Origin of the sequence: Aliiroseovarius sp. M344 (assembly GCF_025140835.1) — a bacterium.
In the GTDB taxonomy this organism is placed as follows: Bacteria; Pseudomonadota; Alphaproteobacteria; order Rhodobacterales; family Rhodobacteraceae; genus Aliiroseovarius.
Genome location: NZ_CP081153.1, coordinates 888,289 through 913,309, shown reverse-complemented (window position 1 = coordinate 913,309; position 25,021 = coordinate 888,289). Strand labels below are relative to the sequence as shown.

Sequence of the window (25,021 nt, the reverse complement as noted above, 5' to 3'; positions counted from 1 at the left end):
GCGCCCCTTAGAAGCGTTTGAGAAAAGCGATCAATGCGGTCTTGTCTGCGTCTTCCAATTTGGTGCCGAAATAATGCCCGCGATTGACGACGAAATCGGGGCACTTGCTCAGCTCGAGCAGCGGCTCGATCAGGTCGGCAAAGATGGCGCGGGCCTGTTCATCGCTGGCATCGTCGGGCAGTTCTTTCAGGTCGCGTTTGATCTTGACGATCAGCTTGGCCAGCTCAAAATCGTGACCAAGACGTTCAAGAAGATCGGCCTGATCCAGACGAATGTTCAGGTTCGCCAGCAACCCGATAGGTGTGCCCGCGGGGATCGGGCCAAGCTCAATATTCCCATCCAGATCGAACAGCCACGGCAGATCGTCGCGCAACGGTGTCAAAAGCTTAACAAGGAAATCGGGCTGAAAGCCGCGCGGCACGATCAGGTAACTCTGCTCGGTCGTGCGGTCGATCAGGCCGGGGACTTTGTCGCCCAGAACTGTGTCACGTAGCCGTTTTTCAGGCCACAGCATCTTGGTAATACCATCCTCGAACGCCGCCATCCGGCCCGCGACTGACGGGTCTTGATTGTAATACCCGACCGTGTTGTTCAGTAGGTAAGGCGCACTGGACCACAGGCTGACCAGCGAGGGCACACGGGTATAACCGCGCCCGCCTGCTGGCATCTCGTAATCATATTCCTCGCCTGTTTTCGGGTGGTGCACCTTGATCGTGCCCACAGATGGCAGCGCTTTATAGGTCGACGACGAGAAGTTGTCCCAAATGTTGCCTTCAATGGCGTTGGTGGCGAGCGGGCTGCACGCGTTGGTTTCCAGAAGCGTCACGGGAATGCGCAATTCGCTGGATAGATAATTGCCACTCAGAAAATCTTCGGCATGAACGATCTCGCGCATGTCGGCCTTGAACGCGTCAGATTGGGTTAGTTCGCCATAGCGCTTGAAACACTCCAGATAACCGGGGCCGGAACACCCGCCCGGCATCGCCTCATAAGCGCTTTCCGGCAGTTTTGACGAATGACACCCGGCACAGTTTTCGGCAAAAACCGTCTTGCCTTGGTCCACCTGCGCCGCGTCTTCGGTCAGGAAAGCAGCGCCCCCCGGCGCATCCGCGAGCCGGTCCGGGCGACCTGCCTTCAGGAAGTAGAGCGCCGTCAGCGGGGATTGATCTTCGGTCGCCCGCCAATAGGCCGAGTTTTTCTGCGCCGTCTCGATCTTGATTGGCGTGATGTCACGTCCGCCCACGATCGGGTTGAAATGGCGCGTCCATTCTTCGCTGAACAGACCGATATTCAAGTAAACTCGGTTCAAGGCGCCCAGCGCCCCGACAGAATCCGCCCCGTCCTTCAGGACGCGGGGACTGAAGCTCATATCCGGTTCTTCAAAAAACTCTGTCAGCGGTCCTTCGGCGACATAGTCCTGAAACTGCTTGTTATCCAGCTGACCTGCTTCAAGCCGTTCCTCACCAAAGCGTCGGGCGACGGCCAGACGTTCTTCCAGCAGATAGATCGCGTTCATGGTGCGCGGATTGTTGATATAATCCGGTGACACAAGCGAAGTATCCAGTGTGCCCGGGCGCGCCGTATGGATCAGTTGCACCATGTATTGGCGCTTGTCCGGCTTCCAAGCAAAAACCCGATCAAACCAGAAATACTGCGCGCCCACCGTGGCGTTCAGGTTCCGCATCTCGGGGTTTTCAGGATCAGCAGGCGGATCAATCGGGCTTGGCCCGACATGGCAGAATGCGCAGGACATACCGACCCGATACGGACGTACCAGGTCGTCGTCATTGTAATAATCGGGATCGTTATAAAACCGCTCGGGGTCCCAGTTGTTTTCGGCGCGTTCGTTAAATTCGGGGTTTGGGAACAAGCGCAACCCCAGCACGCCGGTTGGCTCTCCGTAGTAAGACCAGACCGGCAGATTGCGTCCACGCGCACCGATTTCGACACCCGGATACTTTTCTGCATTGGCGAAAGGATCGGGGTCACAATCATCGCGGCGCACATCCAGCCACAGACCGTGACGATCCGCGAGCGGGCCGGTTGCCTCGTCAAAGCACGGCTCGTTTATCAAGCCCAGTTGCTCAAACCGGTTGCTGCGCTTTGCCTCAAGACTTGGATGGGAAGACAGGGTCTTGAGCAGGTCAAACTGCCCGAACGTGTCCACCGTCAGCGTGTCCCACAACAGATCATTGCCGCCGGTCCAGACCATCCACATGTTTCGCCCCTTGATTTCATCAGGGGTCAACGGAATGCCATTATCCATTTCGGCGAAGTAATCTTCGTCTGCCGGGGGGAATGTGGTTTCGTCCCGCCCAACCAGAAGTGCTTCGTCTTTCGGACCAGAAAAAAGCTGCGCCGACGCGGAAAACGGAACCAAAGCGAAAACTAAAAAACACGAAAATACGCGGAGTAACATAGGCAAACTCCTCAGTACGGCTGGTGAAAAAGAATCAACTAAAAGTTTTAAAATATGGGTTCATTGTTGGCTCAGACCGCAATTTTTGCAACAGTGAGGGGTATTTTCGAGTGATTGTTGAGCGTTTACAGACAGTTGAAATTGTCTGTTTCCCAACCAAGGCTTGGTACAAAAGCCGCTGTTTCTTGAACCACACTTCGTCACGGCATAGCCGCCCGGCGGTAATGCGCTGGTGCACAGGACGTGAATGACGCAGCCGAATGAAAGCCGGTCTGACGGATGTCTTTTTCGGCATTAGCACCCGGCGAGGGCTGACTTCAGCCGTCGATACGCGCGCCCATTATTGCAATGGCTTTCTGGTAAACTGTGGCCGCGTTCCATTGCTTGATCACTTTAAAGTTCGGCTGCCCTTCCTGGTATCCCTTGCCCGGCTTCCAGCCTTTCTTGCGCAGGAAATTCGCAGTCGATGCCATGGCGTCTGCAAGATTGTAAAAATCCACGCGACCATCACCCGACCCATCGACGCCATATTTTAGCGCGTTGCCCGGCAGGAACTGGGTATGGCCCAGCTCGCCATGTTTCGCGCCACGTGTGCCACTGGTAATCGCGCCCTGATCCACCAATTTCAGCGCGCCGATTGCATGTGGTGTAAAAAACGCCGAACGACGACAATCATAGGCCAAGGTGGTAATCGCCGACACGACTTCGCTGTCACCCATGAATCCACCGAAACCGGTTTCCATCCCATGGATTGCCAACAATACACCAGCGGGAACGCCATACCCTCGTTCAAGTGATTGATAGAATGCAGCGTTGCGTGCTTTGCGTTTTCGCCCCTGAGCGATAATGGTCTCTGCCCCGCGAACCTGCATAAACTTGGACAGCGAATATTTAAAGGACCTTTGGCTTCGGTCGGCCTTGATGGTGGCAGTCGAATACCGTGTGGACGCCAGCGCCTGCAATCCCCGCTGGCCGACGCCAGCAGACTTTGCCTCACCAGCAAAAGCCGCCTTCCAGTTTTCAAATCCCTTAGCCGTATTTCCGCATGTCGCGCCTGAGGCAAGACCTGCGGTTAAGCCGGTCGCCAAACAAGCGGCAGCAAGCGTTTTGGTAATTGACATAAGCTATGCTCCGTATCGAATACCTGAACATGATTGCACAGGTCCCTTGCTGGCGCAAAGCCGAAGACGGCTCGCTTGCGTGAAGGTCGGTCATCTCTTGGTGAGATCGATGTTTCGTCTCAACTGCAGAAGCCCGGTCCACAAAGGGTCTAGCCCGCCACGTTCACCGCGATGGGTTTGCCTTCGGTCCATGATCGCGTCGCAGCATCGGCCAGAAGTTGCGCCTGCAGACCGTCGAAGATGCCCGGCGAAAGTGGCGCACCGTCAACGACACCGCGCACGAAATGCTGCATCTCTGCGCGATAGGCAGACTCATAGCGTTCCAGAAAGAAATGTTGCGCCGGCGCTTTGCGAAACCCAGCTTCGCTTGCGATCTCGACCGTATTTTCCAACATGTTTTCAGCGCGGATCATACCAGAGGCACCATGCACTTCGATCCGCTGATCATATCCATAAGTTGCGCGGCGCGAATTTGAAATCTGACAAATCTTGCCACTGGCTGTGGTCAGCGTGACGGCAGCGGTGTCGACGTCTCCCGCACGCCCAATGTCAGGATCAACAAGCGATGACCCGACAGCAAAGACACTGATTGGTTCCTCGGCCAGCAAGAAGCGTGCCATATCCAGATCATGGATCATCATGTCCCGAAACAGTCCACCCGAGCTTTGGATATAGCTGATCGGCGGCGGCGAAGGGTCGCGCGACTGGATGGTCACAATCTCGACCGGACCGATATCCCCGCCCGCGATGCGGGCTTGTACATTGGCAAAATTCGGATCGAAACGGCGGTTGAAGGCCGTCATAAAAGCCACGCCTGACGCCTCGACCACTTTGATGCAATCCCGGATGCGGTCGGCCGACATATCCACCGGTTTTTCGCAAAAGATTGCCTTGCCTGCGTCAGCGGCGGCGTGGATCAGATCGTAATGGGTGTCTGTGGGCGTACCAATGACCACCGCGTCGACCTCAGGGCTTTCGATCAGGGCTTGGCTGTCCATCACCTGCGCGCCAGTCTTCTCGGCCAGCGCCCGCGCGGTGTCAGCAAAGGCATCGGCAACGACAGTCACGCGCGCGTCATCGATTTGTCCGATTGACCGCGCATGCACCTGACCAATCCGGCCACACCCCAACAATCCGATTTTCAGCATTTCAGGCTCCTTTGAACGCTTGCAGCACCCGGCGCGCGGCAGCGACCACGGGGTCATGGGTTTCTTTCAAGATTTGCACACGGTCAAACCGAGTGGGATCGGCATTCACCGCATCTCGTAACGCTTGGCCGAAAGCCATGCGGAGCTCTGTGCCGATGTTGAATTTACAGACACTGGACGTGCGGGCAAGTGCGGTCCGCTGCGCGACGGGAACACCGGATCCTCCGTGGATGACCAAGGGAACAGTGGTCAGTGCCTCGATTGAACGAATGCGATCGATGTCCAGACCGCCTTCCTTGTCCTGCTGCAAATGAACATTTCCGACAGAGATCGCCATGGCATCCACACCAGTTTCACGAGCGAATTGGGCGGCTTCTTCAGGGTCGGTGCCAGCAGAGTTTTCGCCGCCGGAATAGCCGACAAAACCGATCTCTCCTTCGCAGGACACACCGGCCTGACCTGCCAAGTTGGCGATCGCCGCAGTCTGGGCAATGTTTTCTGCCAAGGGTTTGCGAGAGCCATCAAACATCACCGAGGTGAAACCGCTGTCTATCGCGATCTGGCACTCCTCTGCCGTATAGCCGTGGTCAAGATGCGCGACGACCGGCACGGTCGCGTTCTCTGCCAAATGGCGAAACATACGGCCAAGTATGGGCAGTGGCGTATGTTCTCGGCACGACGGTCCGGCCTGCAGGATCACCGGCACATCTTCAGCCTCGGCTGCCGCAACAAACGCGCGCATGTCTTCCCAGCCCAACGTGACCAAACCGGCCACGGCATATCCTTGCTTCAACGCGGGCTGAAGCACCTCCGATAATGTCGCAAGCGTCATTTGAACTTTGCCACCATGTCCATGATACCCGGTATCGTGTGCAGCTGGGCGGCATGGGTCGGCTGGAAATACTGTTTCAACGACCGCTGTGACAGCCCGCCTAGGATGGTGAAATAGTACATCTCATAGCCCGGCAGCACCGCACAGGGGTGATAGCCCTTGTCAATCAGAACGGTTGATCTGTTCATGATGTGATAGGCGTCCCCAGGCTCGTTATCTTCGCGCTGGAGCATCTGGAGGCCCGAGCCATAGTCCGGACGGAACCGGAAATTGTAGGTCTCGTCATGGCGGGTTTCGTCGGGCAGATTGTCCGTGTCATGTTTGTGCGACGGGAAACCCGACCAGCCACCTTGACCAACCGTATACAATTCGCTGACCAACAAGCGCCCTACTCTGTCGTGATGGTTCGCGCCCAGTATGTGTTTGATTTTGCGGTGCGTTTTGGTATCGTCAGAACCGTATTGAACCAGGTCAATTGCACTGTCGCGCACGTCGAACGGTTCCAGCACCTTGTTGTATTTCGCCCCGGCGATAAAGACTTCGGTCGCGTCAGTCAGGCACGTGATGCGCGCATGCGCCCCGGTGGGGACATAGACACCTTCGGGTTCGCCGTCCCAGACATCAACTGTGCGATTGCCGAGCGCGGGAAATGAAGCCCCGTCGATGTCGATGTCGACTGTGCCGGTCGCCGGAACGATGCAGGTTTCGTAACCTGGCACAGCATAGTCGAACACCTCGCCTTTCGTCAGTTTGACGATGTTGAAGTAGTTCAGCGGCACAAGCTCATGGTCCACATCGACGATGGGTTTGTTTCGGTTGTCATGGGGCGCGATATGCATTGGATATCCTTTCAGCAGTCGGTGGGACCGGGATGCGAGGCAAGGTAAGCTTCAAGCTCGGCGGTGTTTGGCATTGCGGGGGCGCAACCAGGTTTGGCCACGACGATCGAGGCGCAGGCGGACCCGCGCAGCACCGCGTCGTGCATGGTGTGCCTGTCGGCCAGAGCTGCGAGAAACCCTGCCATGAAACTGTCCCCTGCGCCGGTAGGTTTCACAGCTTCGGTCGGGAAAATACCGGTGCGTGTTTCGGTGCCGCTGGCCAGAGTGACGGCACCTTCGGCCCCCATTTTGTAAACGACAACCGCAGCAGACGATGCCGCCAGTTCACGTGCTTTGTCCAAGCCCAGCGCGATGTCGCCGGCCATGAAACCGAATTCTTCGTCATTGCCGACGATGATGTCCGACAAGGCTCCGGCACGTGACAGAACCTCGGCTGCGATCTGGGGCGATGGCCAGCTATAAGGCCGGTAATCCACGTCAAATATGATCGGCAGGCCAGCCGCCTTGGCCAGTTCAAAAGCCCGAAACGTGGCCGACCGGGAGGGTTCTGCGGCAAACACTGTGCCTGCTGTGATCAAGGCACCGAAGGCTGAGTAGTCGACAGCCTCTACATCCTCGATGGTCATTCGGAAATCGGCGGCGTTGTTGCGGTAGATAACGCTTTGGTGCTCTTCCAGACGCGTTTCATAGACGGCAAGTGAGGTTCGTTCTTCGCCGCGGATGCGACTGACATAGCTGCGATCAACCCCGTAAGCATCCAGCTGACCCTCACAATACCAACCCACCGCATCATCCGATACGCTGGTCACCAAGGCAGACTGGCATCCCAGCTTCACCAGCCCTGCTGCGATATTGGCGCTGCTGCCCCCCATCGCAACCATCATACACTCTGCATCCCGCGTGCGTGTGCCCGGAGGGTCAGGCGAAAGGTCCATACCAACCCGCCCAATCACCAGAAAATTCCGCTTTGCGATACCTTCCAGGATCACACTCGTCCCTCCGTATTGCCGGCACGCGCTGCGTCCAGAACTTCCGGATAGGGATAGTTCAGACCCAAAAGCTGGCGTAGATCCGGACTGGCTTGATCTAGGAATTTCTTCGGCAGCGCGGCTGGCATATCCTCCATCGGTTTTACCCATTTCGGCAGGTATTGGATGAGGATGGCGCTTCGATCGTGATCGGCGTTGTTTGGCATCGCGCAATGCCAAGTTACTCCATAGAACAACGCCACATCACCGGGCTGTCCGGTCATCTGTTCACAGCGGTCGTGAAACCGATCCTCGGCTGTTGGGTAACGCAGTTCCCGTTGCGATCCGGGCACATAACCCGTTGCGCCGCTTTCCTCGGTGAACGGATCCAGCAGTACCGAAACCTGAGCATTCATCGGAAACGATCCGTTCAGCCCAACCGGATGGGTTTCAGGCTTGTGAAAGTCCCAATACGGATAGTCCACATGTGGCTCCTGCCCCGGACCGCCAGGCAGAATGCGGTTGGCCGCAATCGACCCCATAATGAATTCCGTGCCTAGAAAGGCGCGAAGGATTTCCATCAGTTTGGGATGTGCCGCCATACGCGAGAATACCTCGCCCTTGGCCAGCAGGTTCCAGACCCTGCGTTGCAGGTCCAGTTTGCCAGCATCTTCGGCAGCACCTTGAAAATGCGTGACTTTCTCGGCCGCACTTTCGGAGTGTGCCATAACGATTGCACGCGCTTCGGCGATATCTTCAGGTGTAAACAGGCCAGAAATACCGACCGCCCCACCGCCATGCAGCAACTCTTGAACGATTTCGGCGGGATCGGCCGTTTGTGCAGTGTAACGTTTCATCAGACACCTTTTCTTTGTTTGGTGCGTGTGCTTTCCCAATCCAAATGGGCGGCGCGCACGCGATCGCTGTCGGTGATGTGAGGTGTGCCAACTTCCCACCACGTGTGACCCTCGGTGGTCCAGCCGTCATAAGCGTCGACTTTCATGACGATGACATGGGTGCGATCCGACGCCTTGGCGCGGGTGAAGGCCTCGCCCAATTCAGCGGGATTTGATACTGTCTCAGAGATCGCGCCTTGCGATGCCGCGTGGGCTTCGAAATCAACACCAAACGGTTCGGGAATGGTTGGGCAATCGGCAAGCAAGTTGTTGAAACTTTCGTTGCCGGTGTTGTTCTGCAACTTGTTGATTACTGCGAAGCCACCATTGTCCAGAACAAGGATGATCAGCTTTTTCTGGCTCAGCACGGAGGAATAGATGTCCGAGTTCATCATCATGTACGACCCATCGCCAATAAAAACGATTGTGTCATTGTCCGGCTCTTGTTCCGCCTGCGCGATACGCGCGCCCCAAGCACCAGAAATCTCATAACCCATGCAGGAAAACCCGAATTCCACGTCCACGGTTCCGATGTCCAACGTCCGCCAGTTTGCGGTGACTTCGGCAGGCAATCCGCCAGCTGCAGCCACAACCCGGTCGCGCGGATCGCACAAACCGTTCACAACACCGATGGCTTGCGCATAAGAATTCGGACGATTGCCGTGTGAGACATTTTCCGCCACATAGGCATCCCACGTGCGCCTATTCTCTTGCGCCAAGGCGACCCAATCGGCCGGGGCGGAGTAATCCAACCCCTCGGTCAAAGTCGCCAGCGACAGTTTTGCATCCCCGACCACTGGCAGCGACATATGCTTGGCCGCGTCATGTCGGGCGGCGTTTACCGAAATGAATTGCGCGTCCTTGGCAAAGGCCGTCCACGATCCGGTGGTGAAATCCTGCAACCGTGTGCCAACAGCGACGATCACGTCTGCCTGTTCGGCGATCGCATTGGCACTGTCGGAGCCGGTAACCCCTATCGGGCCAATGTTCAGCGGGTGAGTGGCCACCATATTGGCGCGACCGGCGATGGTTTCCACGACTGGGATCTGGTGTGCTTCGGCAAAAGCGGTCAATTCACCGACCGCACGGGAATACTGCACGCCCCCACCCGCGATGATCATGGGGCGCTTTGCACCTGCAAGCTGCGCGATGGCATCCGCGACCTCATCCGCATCGGGGGATTGTCGGCGAATGCGGTGAACTTTCTTCTCGAAAAACACCGACGGGTATTCATATGTCCAGCCCTGAACATCCTGCGGCAGCCCCAAAAAGGCCGGACCACAATCGGCTGGATCAAGCATCGTGGCTATCGCTGCGGGCAGCGACTGAATGACCTGCGCTGGATGGGTAATGCGATCCCAATAGCGAACAACTGGTTTGAATGCGTCATTCACACCAAAGGTCGGGTCGTTGAAGTTTTCCATCTGCTGCAGGACCGGATCGGGCAAGCGGGTCAGGAAGGTGTCGCCGCAAAGAAGCAACATCGGCATCCGGTTGGCGTGGGCCAGCGCGGCACTGGTCAACAGGTTCGAGGTGCCCGGCCCAGCGCTTGCCGTACAGAACATGAACCGCTGACGCAGCCATTGCTTGGCATAGCCTGCCGCCGCGAATCCCATGCTTTGTTCATTCTGACCACGATAAAGTGGCAGGTCATCTTGCACCCCGTGCAACGCTTCGCCCAGGCAAGTCACATTGCCATGCCCGAAGATGCCGAAGCCGCCGCCACACAAGCGCAGTTCTTGCCCGTCAATGTCAATGAACTGATTGGAAAGCCAACGGATAATCGCCTGTGCGGTGGTCAGCTGGATTGTGTTTTGTGTCGATGTCATGTCAGCGCGAACCCTTCAGGAAAATTCGACCCTTTGCCGAATGCAGCTTGCGATAATTCGATTCCCAAGATACAAGTTTTGCAACCGGTTGCAAACTGTATTTCATATAAGAGGGGCGACGTCATGGTTCAGATCGGGATCGGCATCCTTGGCGGCGGGTATATGGGCAAAGCCCACGCCGTCGCCATGTCTGCGGTTGGCGCAGTGTTTGATACCACCTTGCGCCCCCGGCTAGAGATGGTCTGCGCGTCGACACCGGCCAGTGCGGAAAAGTACCGCGCAGCATATGGATTTCAACGCGCTACAGATGACTGGCAAACACTGGTGAATGACCCCAAGGTCGACGCGATTGTCATTGCGACCCCGCAAGAAACCCACCGCCATATTGCTGAAGCGGCGTTTGCTCTTGGCAAGCCCGTGTTCTGCGAAAAACCGCTGGGCGCATCGCTGGATGACAGCCGGGCAATGGTCGCCGCAGCCGAGGCATCGGGTGTGGCCAACATGGTCGGGTTCAACTACATCCGCACACCGGCCAGCCAGTTTGCCCGCCAGTTGATTGCAGAAGGCGCGATCGGTGACGTCACGTGGTTTCGCGGCGAGCACACAGAGGATTTCTATGCTGACCCAGCTGCTCCGGCAACTTGGCGCACATCCGGAGAAGCCAATGGCACCTTGGGCGATCTGGCCCCACACATGATAAACGGTGCCCTTGCCCTGCTGGGCCCGATTGCCCGCGTGATGGCCACTGTCGAAACTGTGCACACCTCCCGCCCCGGCGGGCAGGTCACGAATGATGATCACGCCCAAATGATGTGCCGATTTGAAAATGGCGCGATGGGCCAGATGTATTTCAGCCGTATCGCGACGGGACGCAAAATGGGGTATGCCTATGAAGTTACCGGCACCAAGGGCGCGATCCGGTTTGATCAGGAGGATCAGAATGCGATCTGGCTTTACCGAATGGACGGCCCCGATGCGACGCGTGGCTTCACCAAGATCCTGACGGGTCCCGCGCATCCGGACTATCTTCCGTTCTGTCAGGGACCCGGCCATGGCACCGGATACCAGGACCAGATCATCATCGAAGCGCGCGACTTCCTGACCGCGATCGAAACCGGCAAACCTGTTTGGCCAACTTTTCGCGACGGGATGGAGGTCAACCGCGTAATCGCGGCAGCCATGGCCTCGTCCCGTACGGAGAGCTGGCAAGATATCGAAACGTTCTGAGCATCAGAAAGGCACTTGGATGACAATCAGAATTGGCAATGCGCCCTGTTCCTGGGGCGTAGAATTTGCGCAAGACCCGCGCAATCCCAGCTGGCAATCGGTCCTCAAGGACTGCGCTGCAGCGGGCTATAAAGGCATCGAACTGGGTCCTGTTGGCTTCATGCCTGAAGATCCGGCTGTTTTGGCCGAGGGCTTGGCCAAACACGATTTGGAGCTGATCGGCGGCGTGGTCTTTCGCGCTTATCATGATCCGGATGCATGGGAGGATGTGTTGGACGCCACCCATCGCACGGCCCGCGCCTTAAAGGCGCATGGTGCTCAGCATTTGGTGCTGATCGACTCGATATCACCACGCCGCGCGCCGACAGCTGGTCGCGCCGACGAAGCCGAACAAATGGATAAAACCGAGTGGACGGCCTATCGCGACCGCATCGCCGAAAGCGCACGGATCGGAGCCGAAGAATATGGGCTGACTGTGGGCATTCACGCCCATGCTGGCGGCTTCATGGATTTCGAGCCCGAACTGGAACGGTTGCTGGATGAAGTGGATGAACGCATCCTTAAGATCTGCTTTGATACAGGCCACCATTCTTACGCGGGCTTTGACCCGGTGGCCTTTCTGAAGCGCCACGTGGGTCGGATTTCTTATATGCACTTCAAGGACATCTCTCCAGACGTGAAGGCGGATGTAATCGCCAAACGCACGGGGTTTTATGACGCGTGCGGGCAAGGAATTTTCTGCAATCTGGGCGACGGCGATGTCGACTTCCCCGCTGTGCGACAGGTGTTGTTGGACGCAGGATTCCAAGGCTGGTGCACGGTTGAGCAGGACTGTGATCCAACACTTGACCCCGACCCGGTTGGCGATGCGCGCAAGAACCGAGAATATCTTGAATCTATTGGCTTTAATTAAGGGGCCGTTGACATGAAAAAACTGAAATGGGGTATGATAGGTGGCGGCGAAGGCAGCCAGATCGGACCCGCACATCGCCTTGGCGCACAGGCGGATGGTCTGTTTGAACTGGCCGCTGGTGCCTTTGATCATCGCCCCGACGCGGGTCGTGATTTTGCCCAGCGACTGGGCGTCGCTGCTGACCGCGCCTATGGCGACTGGAAAGAGATGCTAGAGGGCGAAAAGGGGCGCGACGACAAGGTCGATCTGGTCACCGTGGCAACCCCAAACGCAACGCATTTCGAAATCACCAAAGCCTTTCTTGAGGCCGGCTTCAATGTGCTGTGCGAAAAGCCGATGACCATGACCGTGGCAGAAGGCGAAGAGATTGTCCGCGTGGTCGAGGCGACGGGCAAAATCTGCGCTGTAAACTATTGCTACACCGCTTATCCGATGGTGCGTCAGGCCCGCGCCATGGTGCGCGCTGGCGAGATCGGCAAGGTGCGCTTGGTCGTGACGAACTTCAGCCATGGCCACCACGGCGATGCAACGGACGCGGACAATCCGCGGGTGCGCTGGCGCTATGATCCCGCGATGGCTGGTGTATCGGGGCAATTCGCTGATTGCGGTATCCACGCGATGCACATGGCAGGATTTATTTGTGATGATGAGGTCGAAAAGCTGTCTGCTGATTTCGCCTCGACCATCGCCAGCCGCGAACTGGAAGACGACGCGATGGTCAATTTCCGCATGACCAGCGGCACCGTCGGGCGGCTTTGGACGTCGTCAGTGGCGATCGGACGTCAGCACGGTTTTGATATACAGGTTTTCGGTGAAACCGGCGGCCTGCGGTGGGCGTCAGAACAGCCGAACCAACTGATCTATACACCTGTTGGCGGGCGGACCCAGATCATCGAAAAAGGCGAAGGCGGATTGCACGAAGATGCGCAGCGCTTGTCGCGCGTATCGATCGCTCACCCTGAAGGGTTTCCTTTGGCCGTGGCAAATATCTATTGCGATCTGGCTGATGCCATCCGGGGCGAAACCCGCGACGGGCTGCCTAACGCGGCCGACGGGGTGCGGTCGATGGCGGCCGTCCATACTGCTGTCGCCTCAGCCAAGAATGGCGGTGCTTGGATGGATGCGCGTCCACCGATGTATCGCTAGGTTTATGAGCTGACCAGGACGGGGCGCAAAGTGCCCCGTTCGACCACCGAACAGGGGAATATCCGGGCTTCGGGATATCTGTCAGGTTCGTCCAACATCGCAACCATCAACTCGATCGACGAGGTTACAATTTGGCGGATCGGCTGATGGATTGTAGTCAGGTCGATATTCTCCCAACCCGCCATTTCCATGTCGTTCAGGCCGATGACGCCAATGTCGTCCGGCACGGATAAACCGCTGTCCGAAATTGCGGAAAGCGCTCCAATCGACAATACGTCATCGCCGCAGAAATACGCCTGCGCCGGGGCATCAGCTAAAAGGCGCAGCATCTCTTTCCGACCAGCGTCGAAGGAATAGGCGTCGGCAAACGAGTGGCTGGTCCGAATCTCGGGATGTGCTGCCATCTCCGACATAAAGCCGGAAAACCGGTCTTGGGTAGACGTCGCGTCTGCGGGTCCACCAAGGAAGGCAATATGATCATAGCCGCGCTCAACAAGGCAACGGGCGGCCATGCGACCACATTCGACATTGTCGATACCAACCACATGAACCTGCGGTGCAGAGGAATAACGCCCAAAGGAATGGACCACCGGCACGCCTGCGTCACGAAACGCTTTGGCAAAGCCGGGTGGAAGCGTGGACGACGCAACAACCACACCATCAACGGAATACTGACGCAGCATGCGGACCGATTGTTCTGGATCGATCTCATCGGTCAGATTGACCAACAATGGTCGCAATCCCCTTTCTTGAAGGCCACGGGTGAACAGATCGAACACCTGCAAGAAGATCGGGTTGTGGAAGTTGTTGGACACCAGACCAATAAGTTTCGTGCGGCCAGTTGTGAGCGAGGAAGCCAAAGCATTCGGGCTGTAGCCTAATTCGCGCGCGGCCTTCTCGACTTTGCGACGCATCTTGTCGGAGACCGATGCGCCGTTGGTGAAGGTCCGCGACACCGCCGAGCGCGAAACGCCAGCCCGTGCTGCAACCTCTTTCAACGTAACGGCCATGCGGTACATCCTCCTTTAGGAACTTGTTCCAAACCTTTTATCCGGTTTCACAAACACGTGCAGCATGAATTGTCCGGAGACTTTTTGCAACCGGTTGCAAAACGTCGCCAGATGTGCTTTACCTTGAGTCGAAGAGGCGGAGAAGACCGCCCTTTCGCCTAAAATCGGTGAACTTCTGGGAGGAAAAGATGAACTCACTTATTAAAAAACTGGCGTTGGTCACGGCGGTTGCCGCTGCCCCGCTGATGGCTGCCACCAGCGCCCATGCGGACGGAGAGAAATACATTCTGGTCAGCCACGCGCCTGACAGTGACAGCTGGTGGAACACCATTAAGAACGGCATCGCACTTGCTGGCGAGCAGATGGGTGTAGAGGTTGAATACCGCAACCCGCCAACTGGTGACCTTGCCGATATGGCTCGGATCATCGAACAGGCTGCGGCGTCTGGCCCGAACGGGATCATTACGACCCTGGCCGATTATGACGTGCTGAGTGGCCCGATCAAAGCGGCCGTCGATAGCGGCGTAGACGTGATCATCATGAACACTGGCACGCCCGATCAGGCACGCGAAGTCGGCGCGTTGATGTATGTCGGTCAGCCGGAATATGATGCAGGCCATGCCGCCGGTATGCGCGCCAAAGGCGATGGCATTGGCAGCTTCCTTTGCGTAAACCACTATATTGTACAGCCGTCCTCGCAAGAGCGTTGCCAAGGTTTTGCTGACGGGCTGGGCATCGAACTGGGTGACCAGATGATTGACGCCGGCCAAGACCCTGCCGAGATCAAAAACCGTGTATTGGCTTATCTCTCAGCCAACCCGGACACAGATGCGGTTCTAACGCTTGGGCCGACCTCGGCCGATCCGACGCTGCTGGCGCTTGAAGAAAACGGCATGGCCGGTGACATCTACTTCGGGACGTTCGACCTGGGTGGCGAGATCGTTAAGGGCATCAAGTCCGGCGTGATCCAGTGGGGCATCGACCAACAACCCTTCCTTCAGGCTTACCTGCCAGTTGTGGTGATGACCAACTTCCACCGCTATGGCGTTTTGCCGGGCAACAACATCAACTCCGGCCCTGGTTTCGTAACCGCGGACGGGTTGACCAAAATTGAAGAGTTTGCGGGGGAATACCGCTAAACTTACCGCTAAAGGGGCGGCCGAAGCAATTTGGCCGCCCTTATTGTATCCTGAAACATCATGTCCGATCCAAGGACGCATGAGGTTATTATGTCCAACGCACAAACTCCAGCGGAGGTCGACGAACGGATCAAGACCCGTTCCAGGTTCCGCGAAGCCATGATCCGACCCGAATTGGGCGGTATCGTAGGCACCATCGCCGTGTTCACCTTTTTTCTGCTATTCGCTTTCGACAGCGGCATGTTCAACAGCCAAGGGGTCATGAACTGGTCGATCGTCTCGGCGCAATTCATGATCATCGCCGTTGGTGCTTGCTTGTTAATGATCGCCGGCGAGTTCGACTTGTCGGTCGGTTCAATGATCGGCTTTGCGGGCATGTTGATCGCGATTTTCTCGGTGACATTGGGTTGGCCTGTCTGGATGGCCATTCTTGTGACATTCGCCCTGTGTATCGCGATTGGGGGGCTTAACGGTTTCATCGTTGTTCGTACTGGACTTCCAAGTTTCATCGTGACCCTCGCCTTCCTGTTCATTCTGCGTGGTTTTGCAATTTTCCTACCGCAACAGATTGAGCGGAAAACGATCATCGGTGGCATCAAAGACGTTGCCGAAGGTGATTGGCTGGCCGCAATGTTCGGTGGCAAGGTTTTGGGCGGCATTTTCGAATGGCTCGGAGAAGCTGGCATCATCGCCACATTTGAGCGTGGCACCCGCAAAGGTCAGCCCGTGGTCGATGGAATTCCCATGCTGATTATCTGGGCCATTCTTCTGGTTTTTGTTGGCCATATTCTGTTGACCAAAACGCGGTTCGGGAACTGGATCTTTGCTGCTGGCGGCGATGCCGAAGCCGCCCGCAATTCAGGCGTGCCCGTAAATAAGGTTAAGATCAGCATGTTCATGTTTACAGCATTCTGTGCCTGCGTTTTTGCGACCTGCCAGGTGATGGAATTTGGCTCTGCCGGGTCTGACCGGGGATTGCTGAAAGAGTTCGAAGCAATCATCGCGGTGGTTATCGGCGGGGCCTTGCTAACAGGTGGTTACGGGTCCGTACTGGGGGCCGCGCTAGGCGCGCTCATCTTCGGCGTGGTGCAGCAAGGGTTGTTCTTTGCGGGCGTCGAAAGCAGCCTTTTCCGCGTGTTCCTTGGTGTGATCTTGCTGTTTGCGGTGATCCTGAACACCTATATCCGTCGCATCATTACAGGGGAGCGTTGATATGAATCCCGAACACGCACCAATCATCCAAATGAAGAATATCGAAAAGCATTTCGGGTCCGTTATTGCTTTGGCCGGAGTGTCGCTTGATGTTTTTCCGGGCGAGTGCCACTGCCTTCTGGGCGACAACGGCGCCGGTAAATCGACCTTCATCAAAACCATGTCCGGTGTGCACCAACCCACCAAAGGCGAGATCGAATTTGAAGGTAAGCCGTTGCATTTCGCTGACCCACGCGACGCGATTGCAGCAGGGATCGCGACAGTGCACCAGCATCTGGCGATGATCCCGCTGATGTCAGTCAGTCGGAACTTTTTCATGGGTAATGAGCCGGTGAAAAAGGTGGGGCCGCTCAATTTCTTCGATCACGATTACGCAAATCGGGTCACCATGGAAGAGATGAGCAAAATGGGTATCAACCTGCGCGGCCCTGATCAAGCGGTGGGCACCTTGTCCGGCGGCGAGCGTCAGACGGTGGCGATTGCCCGTGCCGTCCATTTCGGTGCCAAGGTACTGATCCTTGATGAGCCAACCTCGGCTTTGGGCGTGCGCCAGACAGCGAACGTATTGGCCACTGTAGCCAAGGTTCGCAAGCAAGGCATTGCGGTCGTGTTTATCACGCACAATGTGCGCCACGCCATGGCAGTCGGCGACCGGTTCACAGTTCTGAACCGGGGGCAAACGCTGGGAACGGCCCAACGCGGTCAGATAACGCCGGAAGAATTGCAGGACCTGATGGCGGGTGGCCAGGAACTTGTTGCCTTGGAAGGCAGCTTGGGCGGCACTGTCTAAGGTCACGCAACTTAAACGAACTCTCGCTGGTGCACTCGCTGGCGAGAGTTGTGGCCTCTCGGGCAGGCTCGAAAGCCCAGGCGGACTATTTACATCGCGCAAGCAAGATTCAGAACATGCGTCACATCATCATGCCCAACTCACTACCCGATATTATTAACAGCACACGGGTTACAGTGGGTTTTGTTGGCGCACCGTTGTTGCGGCCGCTTTGACGATCATGGCCTCGTCGAAATTCCAACTGGATGAAACCGCTGGCACAGATGGAAACCATCAATCGAACATAATTATGATCTAATTCCCAATTAGTGACAGAAGCGGAACGACGCCGATTTGCCCGTGATATTGCCGATATAGAAGCAAAACATGATCAATTCGACTAAATGAAAGAGAAACTTCTGGAGCCTAAGGGTTGTTTTTTCGCGCTTAGATAATACATTCACGGCTTCCAGATCACTCTGACCCGCAGGGGGCTAACTTAGAAATCGCTCGCGTTCTATTGAATTGGAACTGAGGAAAGCGAGCATATGCCCCGGATCAAGGAGAGCAAAATGACGATGCTGAAAGTGATTAAGCATTTTTTGTTTCTGACACTCTTGTTTTTCGCGCCCGCCGCGATGGCCGAGAAGACCTGTGAAGGTGAGTGGCGAACGGCAAAGCTGACGAACTACGAAAGCTACCCCGACCCCGGCAGCACTGAATGCGTCAAATATAACGGCTGCAAGTGGGCAGGACAGTTCTATGGCGTGCGAGGCAAAAAAACCGAGAATTGGGTGGCAAAATCCAACATCGCGGCAGTCCATGAGAAGCACTGGCGCCAGTATGGTGGAAAGTCGTTGCGCTTGCGCCAGGGTGGCCGAGAGATAATGGTGGACGTGCTCGATTTGTGCTCTGATTCAGACTGCAACGGCTGCTGCACCAATAATCTGGGTGGCGATGGCTATCTCATTGATATCGAAAAATACACGATGCAACGGTTCGGCTCTGGTTCAGGTGCTGTAAAGTTCCAAGTCTGTAGCTGACGCGCCGGAGCACCGACTGAAAACGCGCCACCTCGGATGTGGTGCGTACGCGCAGATGCTTTTGCATAAGCCCGCGGGGGCTTAATTTGAATCCTTAGGCGTCTTCTTGTCGGTCAACACAACCCTTACCTGATCTCTCGGCAGGCCAAGGGTGTTTGCCAAGTTGATCGACGAGGTTCTAGTGATCTTGCGCCACCCGGTAAAACGCCCGGTCACGGCCCTAGCGATCGAACGCAAGGCCACCATCCAGTATATCTGGCGATAGAAAAACCTCTGGGTCAGAACCCAGGGCAGCAGCCGCTTGTTTTCTTTTGGCTCAAGGCCAAAGGCAATGGTCGCGAGCACGAGGTCAGAAAGCAGATAAGCAATATAGGAAATTGCGACTACAACAGTGGAACTCTCAAACGGCATTTGTGGCGCATCTGTAAAATGCTCCGCCAGAGCGATTAAGTTGACGACCATCACGATATCCGCAATTGGCGCGAACAATGAAAACACCGCACCGAACAAAACCAAATCCGGTATCGAAACCATCCCAACTGCGCGGCGTTCAAAGAATGCGGATTTGTGCTTCCAAGCGATCTGCAGCATCCCGAAATGCCAGCGCAACCGCTGTCGCATCCACTGCGGGATCGTCTCTGGGGCTTCGGTAAAGGCGTGCGCCTTCGGTTCGAAAACAACTTGATAGCCATTCCGAATAATGGAAACCGTCAGGTCGGCGTCCTCAACAAGGGTCTGCGTCGTGTAGCCGCCAGAAACCTTTACCGCGTCAGTTCGCCAGGCACCGATCGAACCGGGAACAACCATAATGCCGTTAAGAACTTCGAACGCCCGACGGTCTAGGTTCTGCGCCGTAATGTATTCGATCGCCTGCAGACGTGTCAGCAGGTTCCGACGGTTCCCGACTTTGACATTGCCTGCCACTGCCCCAACTTTCGCATCATTGAAATGCTTGACCAATTGGCCAATTGCGTCCGGCGCAATGATAGTATCGGCATCGATGGCGACAAAAACGGGCGTATCAATCAGGCCTATCCCGTGATTGAGCGCCTCTGCTTTACCCTGATTTCTTTGACGGACCAATCGGACGCGCGGATCGGACCCGAAATGCTCAACCACTACCTTTGCGGTCTCGTCGGTTGAACCATCATCAATGACGATGACCTGTTCGATTGGGTAAGTTGATTGAAGGACCGATGTCACGGATTTGGTGATGACAGTTTCTTCGCAATACGCCGGGATCAAAACTGTGACGGGCAATTTCGCATCGCCGCTTTTATGCACGCGCCGTTCCTTAATCAACGCAAGCACCAAAACCGCCAGCGAACGAACAATACCAACTGTTATCAAGAAAAAGAAAACCGCCGTTATGGCCGTTTTCAGAGACCGGATAAACCAAAAAGAGTAGGTACTGATCTGATCTTGAGCCTGCGCCACTTCACCCGACTGAAAGCCTGCGCCCTGCCCGGTCACGCTGGATAGAGGAACAATTGATACCCCCATCCCGTCAAGCGCTTCGATAATCTTCGGCAATGCCAAGACCGTTTGTTCCCGATCCCCGCCTGCATCATGGAACAGGATCACGTTGCCCTGCCCTGACTGCACCAGAGAGGTGACGGTCTCTACGATCTTGTCTGCACCCGGGCGTGTCCAGTCTGTCGAGTCAATCTCAATGCCAACCACGACATAACGTTCGTTGGTCAGCAGGCTTAGAACGCTGGCTTCTTTAGGTGTTTCCGGGTTTTCATCGAACCCATATGGTGCGCGGAACAGGTTGGTGTTCAGTCCCGAAACACTTTCGATAAGCTCCTGCGAAGCATGGAGTTCCAGCTTGAGACGCAGGTCAGAGATATCGGCAACGTTGGGGTGGGTGTAGGTATGAACGCCCAGTTCATGCCCTTCTTCGACTATACGCCGGGCAATCCCAGGAGAAATCTGCACGCGGTTGCCAACGACAAAGAATACTGCCGGAACGTTATATTCCTTTAGAATATCCAATATTTTCGGCGTGTATTTTTTATTAGGGCCATCGTCGAAGGTAAGAACGGCAGAGTTTTTCGGCAACGCTCCACTCAAGGAGACCGTAAAAGCGCGAGGAAGTTCCAAGTAATTCGCATCGGTGATAAGGCCGCCTTCTGGATCTTTCGCCAATATCCTTCGACCGGGCGTGGCTGGGTTCTGAACCGTGAGCAGAGGCCCTTGCCCGGTGTATCTGACATGCGAGGCTTGTCCGATTTTCTGCAATAAACTGGAGGCAGTATTTAGCTCAGGGAACCCGGGGGAAAGAAGCTCCCAGATCCCGGGGTCGCCCCCGGTTACTGGCCAAATTGCCACCCCACCAATCCGATCCAGCGGGGTTCGAGCCAATTGATTATGGGCGCTCAACGCATCCAAAAACCAGATTTGGTGCCGACGACCCTGAGCATCCGAAAACGACGCCTCTGAGTTTAGGCTTTCACGGTCCATTCCTATGGAGCCCTTGTTTCTGTCGACTGCCTCCGTGATATCGAAAAAGGTCAAATATTCAGGGTTGGGCATTCCGCTAACCCAATCCATTCCAAAGTTGCCAAGCGCTATAACCAGCTTTTCTGCCGGGATGCTGTCCAGCAGCACCGAAAGCTTTTCCTCGTACCAATCCAGAGGCGCAAGGGGCGTTGGTCCGCTGAATGGTCCCGGCTCCTGAAATGCAAGTACGACCAAGCGGTCGGCCAGATCCGCAGCTTTCGGATGCATCAAAAGCGCGTCGTCGATCTCAGCGACAATGCAGCTTTCTTTTCCCCACCGATGAAACTCGGCTTTCACTGCCAACAAAAACGCGGCGATTTCCTCGGCTCGTATTGCGCCGGCACCCGCGAAGTCGAGGCAAAGGCCATCAAACTCCTTCTCGTTCATGAGCGACGATAGGGATTTGATGAGTTCGTTTCTTTGTTTTGCAGAGGTCAACCACTGCACGCCCTCATCGCTTTGGTTTAAACCCGATGTGAGAACAGGAATAAGTTTGACGTGTTCTCTTTGTTGCAACCAAACGTCTCGAAGCTTGTCGCGTTGGGCGGCTGGAAGTGCTGTTATTTCGCCGGATTGGTGGTCAAGTGAAAACCATTCCGGCAGCAGCACATCAACCGCTGCAATGTTAGCACGCGTTTCCACCATTCCAGCGATAGACCAATGGGGAATGAACGCATGTACGATGGTCTTCTGGATATCACGTTGCTGCGCAACTTCAACATTTGGCGACGCGCTGTCATTTATCGTATCCGTCCAATTTATTGCCCCCTGCGTACTCGGTGCTGAGGTTTCTGTTTGACCCTGCCAGTCAGGCGACAACTGGGAATAATCACTTGGGGCGCCTTCAATAGATGTTGAGGTGGTTTCTGCAGAAAACAGTGGAAGTTCTGAACCGAGCAGGTGAACAAAAAACAGGGCAAACCAAACTAAGCCGAAGATCAGGAACACAATTGAAAAAACACTAAAGAACACAAGCCGGTGCGATGTGGGATCGAAGAATATTGGCTTGTTCGAAGATCCACCCTTTGTTTCTTTGGTGTTTTTCAAGTTTGGTTCCCTGGGTCGCGCCGATTTCGCGTTTTCAGTCTCACGGATAGAATGGCACAGTCGCGATGTTGACGAAATGCGTATATGGTCGCAGGCCGTCAAGGTGCGGCGTCTTGGTTGTTGGCCGCCACGCGCAAAGCTGCGATGCTCAACTGGGCAGTTTAATCGAGGTGAGATGATGGATCGTCGTACATTTCTTTCCCGCGTTGTTTTGAGCGGAGCAGCAGCGACTTTCCCTACTTTGCAGGCGGCACAAGGGGCCAGTACCGCGCCATGCATTCTTCTTGTCGATGGCGTGACTCCAAGCACCTCGTCGTCCGACCTATTCGCATACCTTGATCCAATTATTTCGCAGAATGTTCCGGTAAGCATCGTGGTCAAATTCGACCGCGAGGAATGGGATAAGAAAGACGCAAACACCGACTTGATGCGCTTTTTTTCGACTATGACCTCGGACTATCCGGGCTTGATCGATTTGGCCCTTGATCTGCCGGACCTTGCTTCACAACATCCTTATCTGCGCATGCGATCCGCAAGCGAAGCACGAAATCGGTTCACGCAATCCCTTGCTGCAGCATTAGACAATTGGTCGCCAAAAGCCATTCCACAGACGATTGTGTCCCGCCTCCCGAATGGCGAGAAACCAATCATAGAGGGACTGCGGTCTGCGGGCGTCTTAAGTACCATCTTGCTTCCGGAGACTGGAATGGCACCTGAGATCTGGCGCAACAGCGACGGCACTCAGCAAATCAACGGCGGATGGCGTTTACCGCCGTCCGCAACAAGCGAGGATATCGCCGCAACTCTCGCGACGGCGACATCCAGTGACGGTCCGATCGTTCTTGCCGCCAAGTTTCCCAGTGATGGTCCGCAAGGAGAGGAAGAGCTGTTCAACCAAGGCGCTATCCTCGGAGACACAATTCGCCGCAATCTGATCTCCAACCGCAACTATCTTATCCTGCCATCAGAGTTGCGGTTCAGATCTGGTGACGTCTTCTCTCGCAATTTGGTTCTCTGCATCCAAGCAGATGGTTCCGACGCTGAAGCTGACGGACTCGCGGCGAAACTGACCGCAGCGGGTGTTCCGTTCTCCGTGATCAAGGGGGCTTTCGATCTCGCCCCAGAGAAATCTGATGCCACTTCTGCAGCGGCCGGCGAGGGTCAGTCACACAAGTGTTTCCAGGTTTCGACAACAAGCGCTGACACTTGGAAAGAGGCGAGGTCCTTCGCCTTTGAAGCCATAGCAGCAGACACGAAACCCCGCACCATAGAACCGATTTCATGTGCAGCGGTGAAAGACGAAACCACGCCTACTTCCAACATGTATGAACACGCTGGGTTCGAAATCGTTTTGAATATGTCGCCGGGGAAAGAGCACGTCTTGGGATATGACGAGAGTGGCGCGCTGCGGATGACCACATCTGTGGTGCTCGCCGGGTCGCATTCCATTCTTCCGGCGCAGACGTTGCGCGGGCGAATTGATGAAGTCGCGTCGCCCACTGAAGATGTCGTGCTGCTTGTTAAGGCGACGGCATACAGTGCGTCAGATGATGCGAATGAACTGGTTAAGGAAATTGTCGCGCTTGGAAAACCTGATCAATTCAGCCTTCTCAACATCAAGCAGTACCATGCGAGCGTTTCCGTCAAGAGCGAACAGGCAAGGTTACTGCGTTTTGCGCAGCGATGGCCCGCCCGGCCATACGCGGACGAAGTGAGCTCTGCTGAGCGCGATATTTTGATGGACGACGCTAAGTCAGCCTGGTCGTATTTCGAGCAACTGACGAACCCTGATACCGGCTTGGTGCCCGCGACAGCCTGGCTCGAAGACGACAAGGTCCAATCCTATAACTTCAGTACAATGTGGGACACTGGTTCGCTGATACTCGCTATCCTTAGTGCACATAGCACTGGACTTTTGAGCAACGCCGAGTTCGCCGAGCGAATAGGCGCGGTTCTTGGCGGGTTGGCCACAGGAATTTTCGACGGATTGCGTCTTCCTAAAGGTTTGGCATCAACCAACGGCAAAGCTTCCGGCGACAACGATTACAATGCCAGCGATACAGCAAGGCTACTCGTTTCGCTGCATTTGCTTCAGAAATACGCCCAAAAGGACCTCGGGATTGCGGGCATACTAAGCAATTGGGACCTAATTGAAACCATCCGGAATGGCACCCCTCTGACCGTGCGGGGGGGACGCTTGGTATCTTCGTATCGATCAAATTACGCGGGATACATTGCACGTGCCTTTGGTCTTTGGGGTTACCCTGTTGTTTCGCCCTATTCTGAACCTGAGCCCGGCTCGCCCTTCGACCGAGGCGTCCACATCCTTCACGACGTTGCTGAGTTTGGGCCGATCGGGGCGGAACCACACCTGCTCGAGGCCATAGAACTGGGGGCTTCCGACCTGGTAATCGCCGCCTCGGAAGCGCTTTTCGCGGCTCAGGTTGAGGAGTATCAAGCAACCGGAAAACTGGTCTGCGTTTCGGAGGGTCCGATCAACCGTGAACCCTGGTTCGTGTACCAGGGGTTTCAGATCGGGGAGGATCGGGGGCATTGGACGGTTGAAACACTCGACCCGTCCCCACGTTTCAAGACGAAGGGATTCATTCGAGCTGTTGACATGCTAAATAGCAAGGGCGCTTTCCTTTGGAGCGCCTACAGACCCAGCGAATACAACGATCTACTGATTGGGCATATCCGCGAAAAAGCAATGTCCAGTGTGCTGGGATTCAATCCGGGGGTTTTCTCGGTCACCGGCGAAACAGACCAAGCATACAGCGATATCAATACGAACGCCGTTATTCTGCAGTCTATTGCGTATCGGCTAAATAGTGGCAAACCGTGTGTGGATTGGAAGGCCAAATGGTAACTACCCGGGTCGCGGAAGAGTTGGCGCGGGTTATGAAGTTTGGGCCGGAGCGACGCACCACCATACAACAGTAAAACAACTTGGCCCTG

Annotated in this window: 18 protein-coding genes; 8 read left to right on the top strand and 10 right to left on the bottom strand. The window is 55.7% G+C overall.

Going from position 1 to position 25,021, the window contains the following annotated elements:
* Positions 1–7: 7 nt before the first annotated feature.
* The 8 genes from K3556_RS04450 to iolD all read right to left on the bottom strand — a co-directional run bounded on the left by K3556_RS04450 (position 8) and on the right by iolD (position 10,052).
* Positions 8–2,419 (bottom strand): hypothetical protein, encoded by a 2,412-nt coding sequence (locus K3556_RS04450; protein WP_260518528.1) that lies wholly within the window; start codon positions 2,417–2,419, stop codon positions 8–10.
* A gap of 317 nt (positions 2,420–2,736) precedes the next feature.
* A complete protein-coding gene (locus tag K3556_RS04445; protein WP_260518527.1) occupies positions 2,737–3,540 on the bottom strand; it encodes a lytic transglycosylase domain-containing protein in 804 nt (267 codons plus the stop codon).
* Positions 3,541–3,689: 149 nt separating this feature from the next.
* Positions 3,690–4,688, bottom strand: a complete 999-nt coding sequence (iolG, locus tag K3556_RS04440) for an inositol 2-dehydrogenase (RefSeq protein ID WP_260518526.1) — start codon at positions 4,686–4,688, stop codon at positions 3,690–3,692.
* A 1-nt stretch (position 4,689) separates the two neighbouring features.
* Positions 4,690–5,520 carry a class II fructose-bisphosphate aldolase gene (locus K3556_RS04435; RefSeq protein WP_260518525.1) on the bottom strand — a complete coding sequence of 277 codons (831 nt, stop codon included), beginning with the start codon at positions 5,518–5,520 and terminating at the stop codon, positions 4,690–4,692.
* The gene (locus K3556_RS04430; RefSeq protein ID WP_260518524.1) at positions 5,517–6,359 is read right to left on the bottom strand and encodes a 5-deoxy-glucuronate isomerase; all 843 of its coding nucleotides are present in this window, start codon (positions 6,357–6,359) and stop codon (positions 5,517–5,519) included. The genes K3556_RS04435 and K3556_RS04430 overlap by 4 nt, the downstream gene beginning before the upstream one ends.
* Positions 6,360–6,370: 11 nt before the next feature.
* On the bottom strand, positions 6,371–7,348 hold the full coding sequence (iolC, locus tag K3556_RS04425) for a 5-dehydro-2-deoxygluconokinase (RefSeq protein ID WP_260518523.1): 978 nt from the start codon (positions 7,346–7,348) through the stop codon (positions 6,371–6,373).
* On the bottom strand, positions 7,345–8,184 hold the full coding sequence (locus tag K3556_RS04420; protein ID WP_260518522.1) for a phytanoyl-CoA dioxygenase family protein: 840 nt from the start codon (positions 8,182–8,184) through the stop codon (positions 7,345–7,347). Before K3556_RS04420 ends, iolC begins: the two co-directional genes overlap by 4 nt.
* Positions 8,184–10,052, bottom strand: a complete 1,869-nt coding sequence (gene iolD, locus K3556_RS04415; protein WP_260518521.1) for a 3D-(3,5/4)-trihydroxycyclohexane-1,2-dione acylhydrolase (decyclizing) — start codon at positions 10,050–10,052, stop codon at positions 8,184–8,186. The genes K3556_RS04420 and iolD overlap by 1 nt, the downstream gene beginning before the upstream one ends.
* 123 nt (positions 10,053–10,175) lie before the next feature.
* Here iolD and K3556_RS04410 point away from each other — a divergent pair, with 123 nt between their 5' ends.
* The 3 genes from K3556_RS04410 to K3556_RS04400 are packed head-to-tail and all read left to right on the top strand — an operon-like array spanning position 10,176 to position 13,338.
* On the top strand, positions 10,176–11,279 hold the full coding sequence (locus K3556_RS04410) for a Gfo/Idh/MocA family protein (RefSeq protein ID WP_260518520.1): 1,104 nt from the start codon (positions 10,176–10,178) through the stop codon (positions 11,277–11,279).
* Between the two features lie 19 nt (positions 11,280–11,298).
* Positions 11,299–12,192 (top strand): sugar phosphate isomerase/epimerase, encoded by an 894-nt coding sequence (locus K3556_RS04405; protein WP_260518519.1) that lies wholly within the window; start codon positions 11,299–11,301, stop codon positions 12,190–12,192.
* 12 nt (positions 12,193–12,204) lie between these two features.
* Entirely contained in the window at positions 12,205–13,338 is a 1,134-nt protein-coding gene (locus tag K3556_RS04400) for a Gfo/Idh/MocA family protein (RefSeq protein ID WP_260518518.1), read from the top strand.
* Between the two features lie 2 nt (positions 13,339–13,340).
* Here the strand turns inward: K3556_RS04400 and K3556_RS04395 are convergent, their stop codons facing one another.
* Positions 13,341–14,348: a LacI family DNA-binding transcriptional regulator gene (locus K3556_RS04395; protein ID WP_260518517.1), complete on the bottom strand. Its 1,008-nt coding sequence runs from the start codon at positions 14,346–14,348 to the stop codon at positions 13,341–13,343.
* 188 nt (positions 14,349–14,536) lie between these two features.
* On the opposite strand from K3556_RS04395, the gene K3556_RS04390 reads away from it, so the two are divergent.
* The 4 genes from K3556_RS04390 (at position 14,537) to K3556_RS04375 (ending at position 18,511) form a co-directional block, all read left to right on the top strand.
* On the top strand, positions 14,537–15,487 hold the full coding sequence (locus K3556_RS04390; protein WP_260518516.1) for a sugar ABC transporter substrate-binding protein: 951 nt from the start codon (positions 14,537–14,539) through the stop codon (positions 15,485–15,487).
* A 90-nt stretch (positions 15,488–15,577) separates the two neighbouring features.
* Complete coding sequence (locus tag K3556_RS04385; RefSeq protein ID WP_260518515.1) at positions 15,578–16,699, top strand: ABC transporter permease; 1,122 nt, start codon at positions 15,578–15,580, stop codon at positions 16,697–16,699.
* Position 16,700: 1 nt separating this feature from the next.
* Complete coding sequence (locus K3556_RS04380; RefSeq protein WP_260518514.1) at positions 16,701–17,489, top strand: ATP-binding cassette domain-containing protein; 789 nt, start codon at positions 16,701–16,703, stop codon at positions 17,487–17,489.
* A gap of 551 nt (positions 17,490–18,040) precedes the next feature.
* On the top strand, positions 18,041–18,511 hold the full coding sequence (locus K3556_RS04375) for a hypothetical protein (RefSeq protein ID WP_260518513.1): 471 nt from the start codon (positions 18,041–18,043) through the stop codon (positions 18,509–18,511).
* An 81-nt stretch (positions 18,512–18,592) separates the two neighbouring features.
* Here K3556_RS04375 and K3556_RS04370 read toward each other — a convergent pair whose 3' ends face one another.
* Positions 18,593–22,063, bottom strand: coding sequence for a polysaccharide deacetylase family protein (locus K3556_RS04370; protein WP_260518512.1), 3,471 nt, complete (start codon positions 22,061–22,063; stop codon positions 18,593–18,595).
* On the opposite strand from K3556_RS04370, the gene K3556_RS04365 reads away from it, so the two are divergent.
* On the top strand, positions 22,002–24,932 hold the full coding sequence (locus tag K3556_RS04365) for a DUF3131 domain-containing protein (RefSeq protein ID WP_260518511.1): 2,931 nt from the start codon (positions 22,002–22,004) through the stop codon (positions 24,930–24,932). The two genes, K3556_RS04370 and K3556_RS04365, sit on opposite strands and share 62 nt — an antisense overlap.
* The last annotated feature ends 89 nt before the right edge of the window (positions 24,933–25,021 follow it).